Raw genomic sequence first — 6,787 nt, 5'->3', positions numbered from 1 at the left:
TGCGGAGGCGCTCACCGCCCTCAGCGGCGGGCGTCGTAGGTGGCGTCGATGTGCTCGGCGACGGCCACGACGAGCAGCCGGGTGTCCGTGACGGTCGCGCGCCACCGGTGGCGGACCCCGCCCGAGAGGAAGAGCGTGTCACCGCGGCCGAGGCGGTAGGCCCGCCCCTCGGCCTCGACCTCCACGGCGCCCTCCACGACGTACATCATCTCGTCGTTGCGGTGCTGGAACTCGCGCCCCAGGTCCGACTCGCCCACGAACTCCAGGGCGCTCAGCTGGTGGCGGCCGCGCACCAGCCGGCGCGCCCCGCCCGCCCCGTCCGCCCGTACGACGTCCACGGCGCGCGCCGAGTCGGCCGCCGCACGCAGACGCTCGGTGGTCGTCTCCAGCGCCTCGGCCACCCGGTCCAGCGACCGGGGGCTGGGGCGCGCCCGCTCGTTCTCGATCTGGCTGAGGAACGGTACGGACAGACCACTGCGCCCGGCCACGACGGCCAGCGTGAGTCCGAGGGTCCTGCGCCGTCGGCGCACCGCGGCACCCACTCGAAGGGCTTCCTTGTCGTCCATGTCCGGCTCCCTCCCCGGATCGCCATCCTCCCGGTTGCCAGCACCCTACGCATGTCGTGCGCGGGATGGAGCGGAAGTGACAGGACGGGAAACCGTCCGGGGTCCTTCGACCAGCCTGAAGGGGACGGCCCCGGTTCGCTACCGGGACCGTCCCCTCGCCGTCCTCGTCGTACAGGCCCGGACTCAGCCGCCGACGGGCGTCAGCCGGTCCACCACGTCCGGGTTGGCGTCCATCCAGCGGCGGGCGGACTCCTTCTCCTTGCCGGCGCCGCCCTTCTGGATCTCCACCTCGAGCGAGGCCAGCTGCGCCTCGCTGAGCTGGAAGTCCTTCAGCCAGCCGGTCAGCTCGGGGAAGTCCTTCGCGAAGTCCTTCCTGGCGACCGTGTGGATCTGCTCGCCCTCGCCCCAGGCGCCCTTGGGGTCCTCGAGCTTCTTCAGGTCGTGCTTGCCGTAGGCCCAGTGCGGCGACCACAGGGTCACCACGACCGGCTCCTTCTTCCTGATCGACCGGTTCAGCTCGGCCAGCATCGAGGAGGTGCTGGAGGAGACGACCTCGTACTCGCCCTCCAGGCCGTAGGCCTTGAGCACCTTCTCGTCGAGCGTGCCCATCATCCCGGCGCTCGACTCGATGCCGATGATCTTCCCGCCGAACGTCTTGCCCCGGCCCTTGAGGTCGGCCAGCGAGTCGACGCCCTTGACGTACGACGGAACCGTCAGCTCCAGCGAGGTCGGCCCGTACCAGGAGCCCAGGTCGGTGAGGTCGTCCTCGTAGCGGTCCCAGTAGTCCTTGTGCGTCGTCGGCAGCCAGGAGTCGAACTGGACGTCCAGCTGCCCCTGCGCGAGACCGGTGTAGAGCGGACCCGGGTCGAGCTGCTTGACGGTGGTCCGGTACCCCCGGTCCTCCAGCATGTTCTGCCAGAGGTAGGTCGAGGCGATCGCCTCGTCCCACGGGAAGTACCCCATGGCGACGGTCCTGCCCGCGTCCTTGCCCTGCTGTGTGCCGCCGGAGCCGCCCGGCACCGGAGCCAGCCGGTCGACCAGGCCGGGGTTCTTCTTCAGCCAGGCGCGTACGCCGTTCTGCTCCTCGCCCTGCCCGGCGTCCTGGATCTCGTTCTCGAGGCTCGTGAGCTGCTTCTCGGTGAGCTTGAAGTCCTTCAGCCACCGGGCGACGGCGGGGGCCTTCTTCGCGAAGCCCTTGTGGGCGACCGTGTGCACTTCCTCGCCCTTGCCCCAGGCACCCTTGGGGTCCTCGAGCTTCTTCAGGTCGTGCTTGCCGTAGGCCCAGTGCGGCGACCACAGGGTCACCACGACCGGCTCCTTCTTCTTGATGGAGGCGTTCAGCTCGGCCAGCATGGAGGAGGTGCTGGAGGAGACGACCTCGTACTCGCCCTCCAGGCCGTAGGCCTTGAGCACCTTCTCGTCGAGCGTGCCCATCATCCCGGCACTGGCCTCGATGCCGATGATCTTCCCGCCGAACGTCTTGCCCCGGCCCTTGAGGTCGGCCAGCGAGTCGACGCCCTTGACGTACGACGGAACCGTCAGCTCCAGCGAGGTCGGCCCGTACCAGGAGCCCAGGTCGTCCAGCCGGCCGCTGTACTTGTCCCAGTAGTCCTTGTGCGTGGTGGGCAGCCAGGCGTCCGTCTGGAAGTCGATGTCACCGCGGGCCACACCGGAGTAGAGCGGACCGGCGTCGAGCTGGGTGATGCCCGTCTCGTAGCCGCGCTGCTCCAGGATCTCCTTCCAGAGGAAGGTGGAGGCGATGCCCTCGTCCCAGGGGATGTACCCCATGTCGATCTTCTGGCCCTTGCCGACGTCGCCACCGGCCCGGGTGCTCTTCGCGTCGCCCGAACCGGCGATGTTCAGGCCGCCCGCCACGAGCGCCAGGACGACGACCCCGGTCATGGCGACGGCGGTCCCCGGCTTGTAGTGCGCGAACCTCAGGCGCCGCGCACCGGCGGCGGCCTTGGCGGCGGCGCGGCGGCCGAGCGGGGAGACCCGTTCGTTGAGCGCGCCGGTCATCCGGTCCAGGTACATGGCGAGGATGACGACGGCGATCCCGCTCTCGGCCGCGAGGCCGACCTGGAGCTGGGTGATCGCGGCGTAGACCTTCTCACCGAGGCCCCCGGCTCCGGCCATGCCGCCGATCACGACCATGGACAGGGCGAGCATGATGACCTGGTTGATTCCGGCCATGATCGTCGGCAGCGCGAGCGGGAGCTGGACCCGGGTGAGGGTGTCCTTGGGTGTGGTGCCGAACGCCGCGGCGGCCTCGACGAGTTCACCGTCGACCTGGCGGATGCCCAGTTCGGTCATCCGGACACCGGGAGGCATCGCGAAGACGATGGTGGCGATCACGCCGGGCGTGACGCCGACGCCGAAGAACATGACGCCGGGGATCAGGTAGACGAACGCCGGCATCGTCTGCATGACGTCGAGCACCGGCCGCAGCGTGGCGCTGACCTTGCTGTTCCGGGCGGCCCAGATGCCCGTGGGCACGGCGATCACGATGGTGATGACCGCTGCCACGATGACGAGCGACAGCGTGGCCATCGCCTCGTCCCAGAGGGCGAGGGAGTCGATGAGGGCGAACCCGACGAAGGTGAGGGCGGCCGGGAGCACTCCGCGCAGCCAGAAGGCGACGACGGCGAAGATCGCCGCCATCAGGAGCGGCTCACCACCGCCGAGGACGGCGTCGACGCCGTCGTACATGCCGCCGAGAACGGTTTTGACGGCGTCGAAGATCCAGGTGAGGTTCGACTGGAGCCAGTCGACCGCGCTCTCGACCCATTCACCGAAGGAGACCCTAGGCACCGGCCTTCACCACCCCTGCGGGGCGCGGGGCGGACAGGGCGTCCTCGACCCGGGGCTCCTCGCCGAGTGCGGCGAGCAACCGGTCGCGGGGCACGACCCCGATGACACCGCCGCCCGCGTCGGTGACGGCCACGTCGACCCCGCTGGTGGAGCAGGGGGTGAAGAGCTCGGCGATGGGCGTGTCCGCGGACACCGTCGCGGGCGCCTCGGCCAGCACGGCCTCGTGGGAGCGTCCCGCGTCGGGCGCCTCCATGATCGAACCGGCGGTGAGCACCCGGGAGCGGTCGACGTCCTGGATGAAGGAGGCCACGTAGTCGTTGGACGGCCGGACGAGGATGTCCTCGGCGGTGCCCTGCTGGACTATCTCGCCGTCCCGCATCACGGCGATACGGTCCCCGAGGCGCATGGCCTCGTTGAGGTCGTGGGTGATGAAGACGATGGTCTTCTTCAGCCGCTTCTGCAGTTCGAGGAGCTGGTCCTGCATGTCACGGCGGATCAGCGGGTCGAGCGCGCTGAACGACTCGTCCATCAGCAGGAGGTCGGCGTCGGTGGCGAGTGCGCGGGCCAGGCCCACGCGCTGCTGCATGCCGCCGGAGAGCTCGTCGGGCCAGGACTTCTCCCACCCGGCGAGACCGGTCAGCTGCAGCGCCTCGGTGGCGCGCCGCTCACGTTCGGCGCGCGGCACCCCCTGGACCTCGAGGCCGTACGCGGCGTTCTCCAGGACGCTGCGGTGGGGGAAGAGCGCGAAGTGCTGGAAGACCATGCTGATCTTCGACGAGCGGACGCCGCGCAGTTCGCGGGCGCTCAGCGCGGTGAGGTCCTGCCCGTCGAACAGGACGCGCCCGGCGGTGGGCTCCAGCAGCCCGTTGAGCATCCGCAGCAGGGTCGACTTCCCGGATCCGGAGAGCCCCATCACCACGAAGATCTGACCCGGTTCCACGGTGAACGAGGCGTCGATCACCGCTGCTGTCGTTCCGTCGGCGCGCAGCTCGTCACGGTGGGTACCGTTCTCGAGCTTCCGCACGGCTTGATCCGGTCGTCTGCCGAACACCTTGTACAGGTGTTCAGCTTGCAGCCTTGACACATACACCTCACGCGTTGAACCGAAAACAGCCTGCCACCCCCGTCGGCAGACCCAGGAGCGGGCGGATCCGGTCCGCCGAGCACGAACACAGGTCGAAAAATGGCCGTGATCCGCTCCGTTGCCGCGCCTGCCCGTACTTACGCAACCCAAACAGATGTGTGACTCAGTTCACTTACGCGCGGCGCCGGGTGGGAGCCACGGGCGCTGCGGGCGCCGCGGCCGGACTGTCGGTGGCGTGCGGCATCATCGGGGTGTGACGCGACGCCTGATGCTCCTCGACACCGCCTCCCTCTATTTCCGCGCCTACTTCGGCGTCCCGGACTCGGTGCGCGCACCGGACGGCACGCCGGTCAACGCCGTGCGCGGGCTGCTCGACTTCATCGCCAGGCTCGTGCAGGACCACCGGCCGGACGACCTGGTCGCCTGCATGGACGCGGACTGGCGGCCGCATTGGCGGGTGGAGTTGATCCCCACCTACAAGGCGCACCGCGTGGCCGTCGAGACGCCCGCCGGCGCCCCCGACGAGGAGGAGACCCCCGACACGCTCTCGCCGCAGGTCCCGATCATCGAGGACGTGCTGGACGCGCTCGGCATCACCCGGATCGGCGTCCCCCCGTACGAGGCGGACGACGTGATCGGCACCCTGGCCGGCCGGGCGGCCGGGCCGGTCGACATCGTCACCGGGGACCGCGACCTCTACCAGCTGGTCGACGACGCCCGCGGGGTGCGGGTGCTCTACCCCCTCAAGGGCGTGGGTTCGCTCCAGGTGACGGACGAGGCATGGCTGCGGGAGAGGTACGGCGTGGACGGTGCCGGTTACGTCGACCTGGCGCTGCTGCGCGGCGATCCGAGCGACGGTCTGCCGGGAGTCCCGGGAATCGGGGAGAAGACGGCCGCCAAGCTGCTCGGCACCTTCGGCGACCTCGCGGGCATCATGGCCGCGGTGGACGACCCGGCCTCCCGGCTGACGCCGTCGCAGCGCAAGCGGCTCGACGAGGCGCGCGACTACGTCGCGGTCGCCCCCAAGGTCGTCCGCGTGGCGGGCGACGTCCCCGTGCCCGAGGTCGGACTGGCCCTGCCCCGGGAACCGCGCGACCCGGCGGCACTGGAGGCCCTGGCGTCCCGGTGGGGTCTCGGGGGCGCCCTGCAGCGCCTCCTCGTGACACTCCAGGCGCGAGGATGCTAGCTTAGGTAAGCCTAAGTACATGGGGGCCCGGGTGGGCGACGGCCGCGGACGGCCTGCGCGTACGCGGATCCGCGTACCTGGAACACCATGACGTCCAGAGCAGGGAGAACCTCGTGGCAGAGCGGCCGGCACGCCGGGCACCGAAGGCACAGGGGGCGCAGGTCCTGCGCACCGAGCAGATCACCCCGCACATGGTGCGCGTGGTCCTCGGGGGTGACGGCCTGGCCGACTTCTCCCTCGACGGGTACACCGACCACTACATCAAGCTGTGCTTCGCCCCCGAGGGCACGGACCACGCCCACCCCTTCGACATGGCCAGGATCCGCGAGGAGTACCCGCGCGAGCAGTGGCCCACCACGCGCACCTACACCGTGCGCTCCTGGGACCCCGCCACCCGGGAGCTCGCGGTCGACTTCGTCGTGCACGGCGACGAGGGACTCGCGGGGCCGTGGGCGGTGCGGGCGCGCCCCGGCGACCAGGTGACCTTCCTGGGCCCCGGCGGAGGGTACGCGCCGCAGGCCTCGGCCGGCTGGCACCTGCTGGCCGGCGACGAGAGCGCGCTGCCGGCGATCGCCGCGGCGCTGGAGCAGATGCCGACGGGCGCCCTGGTGCACGCCTTCGTCGAGGTGGCCGACGCCTCGGAGGAGCAGAAGATCGTGACGCCGGACGGGGTGGCCGTGACCTGGCTGCACCGCGGTGACCGCCCGGTCGGGGAGGCCCTCGTCGCCGCGGTGACGGGGCTGGAGTTCCCCGAGGGTGAGGTGCAGGCCTTCGTCCACGGCGAGGCCGGTTTCGTCAAGGAGATCCGGCGCCACCTGCGGCTGGAGCGCGGCGTCCCGCTCTCCCAGCTGTCCATATCGGGTTACTGGCGCCTCGGGCAGAACGACGACGCGTGGCGCGCGGTCAAGCGCGAGTGGAACGAGCAGGTGGAGCGGGAGCAGGAGAAGGCCGGCTAGCACCCACCCGCCCGCACGGAACCCGGTGACCGCCACGGCGGCGCACCGGGTTCCGCCCGTTACTCCCCCGCGCCCCGGCGGGCGGCGGTCCCACGCACCGCCGGGCCGTCCCGGCCGTTCACGGCACCGCCGCTCAGGGCGCTCCGGCCGCTCACGGCCTGCACCGTCGGCTGCGGATCACCGC

5 protein-coding genes are annotated in these 6,787 nt (G+C 70.9%); 2 read left to right on the top strand and 3 right to left on the bottom strand.

Going from position 1 to position 6,787, the window contains the following annotated elements; all coding sequences use genetic code 11:
* Nucleotides 1-20: 20 nt before the first annotated feature.
* The 3 genes from ABZ371_RS27015 to ABZ371_RS27005 all read right to left on the bottom strand — a co-directional run bounded on the left by ABZ371_RS27015 (nt 21) and on the right by ABZ371_RS27005 (nt 4,461).
* Nucleotides 21-566: an XRE family transcriptional regulator gene (locus ABZ371_RS27015; protein WP_358684224.1), complete on the bottom strand. Its 546-nt coding sequence runs from the start codon at nt 564-566 to the stop codon at nt 21-23.
* Between the two features lie 183 nt (nt 567-749).
* Complete coding sequence (locus tag ABZ371_RS27010) at nt 750-3,377, bottom strand: ABC transporter permease/substrate binding protein (RefSeq protein ID WP_358684222.1); 2,628 nt, start codon at nt 3,375-3,377, stop codon at nt 750-752.
* A complete protein-coding gene (locus ABZ371_RS27005; RefSeq protein ID WP_358684220.1) occupies nt 3,370-4,461 on the bottom strand; it encodes a glycine betaine/L-proline ABC transporter ATP-binding protein in 1,092 nt (363 codons plus the stop codon). The genes ABZ371_RS27010 and ABZ371_RS27005 overlap by 8 nt, the downstream gene beginning before the upstream one ends.
* A 268-nt stretch (nt 4,462-4,729) precedes the next feature.
* Here ABZ371_RS27005 and ABZ371_RS27000 point away from each other — a divergent pair, with 268 nt between their 5' ends.
* Nucleotides 4,730-5,647, top strand: a complete 918-nt coding sequence (locus ABZ371_RS27000) for a 5'-3' exonuclease (RefSeq protein ID WP_358684226.1) — start codon at nt 4,730-4,732, stop codon at nt 5,645-5,647.
* 113 nt (nt 5,648-5,760) lie between these two features.
* Entirely contained in the window at nt 5,761-6,603 is an 843-nt protein-coding gene (locus ABZ371_RS26995; RefSeq protein WP_358684218.1) for a siderophore-interacting protein, read from the top strand.
* Nucleotides 6,604-6,787 lie beyond the last annotated feature (184 nt).

Origin of the sequence: Streptomyces sp. NPDC005899 (assembly GCF_040629645.1) — a bacterium.
Lineage (GTDB): Bacteria > Actinomycetota > Actinomycetes > Streptomycetales > Streptomycetaceae > Streptomyces.
The sequence above is the reverse complement of the archived record's forward strand: the minus strand, read 5'-3'. Positions and strand labels throughout refer to the sequence as shown.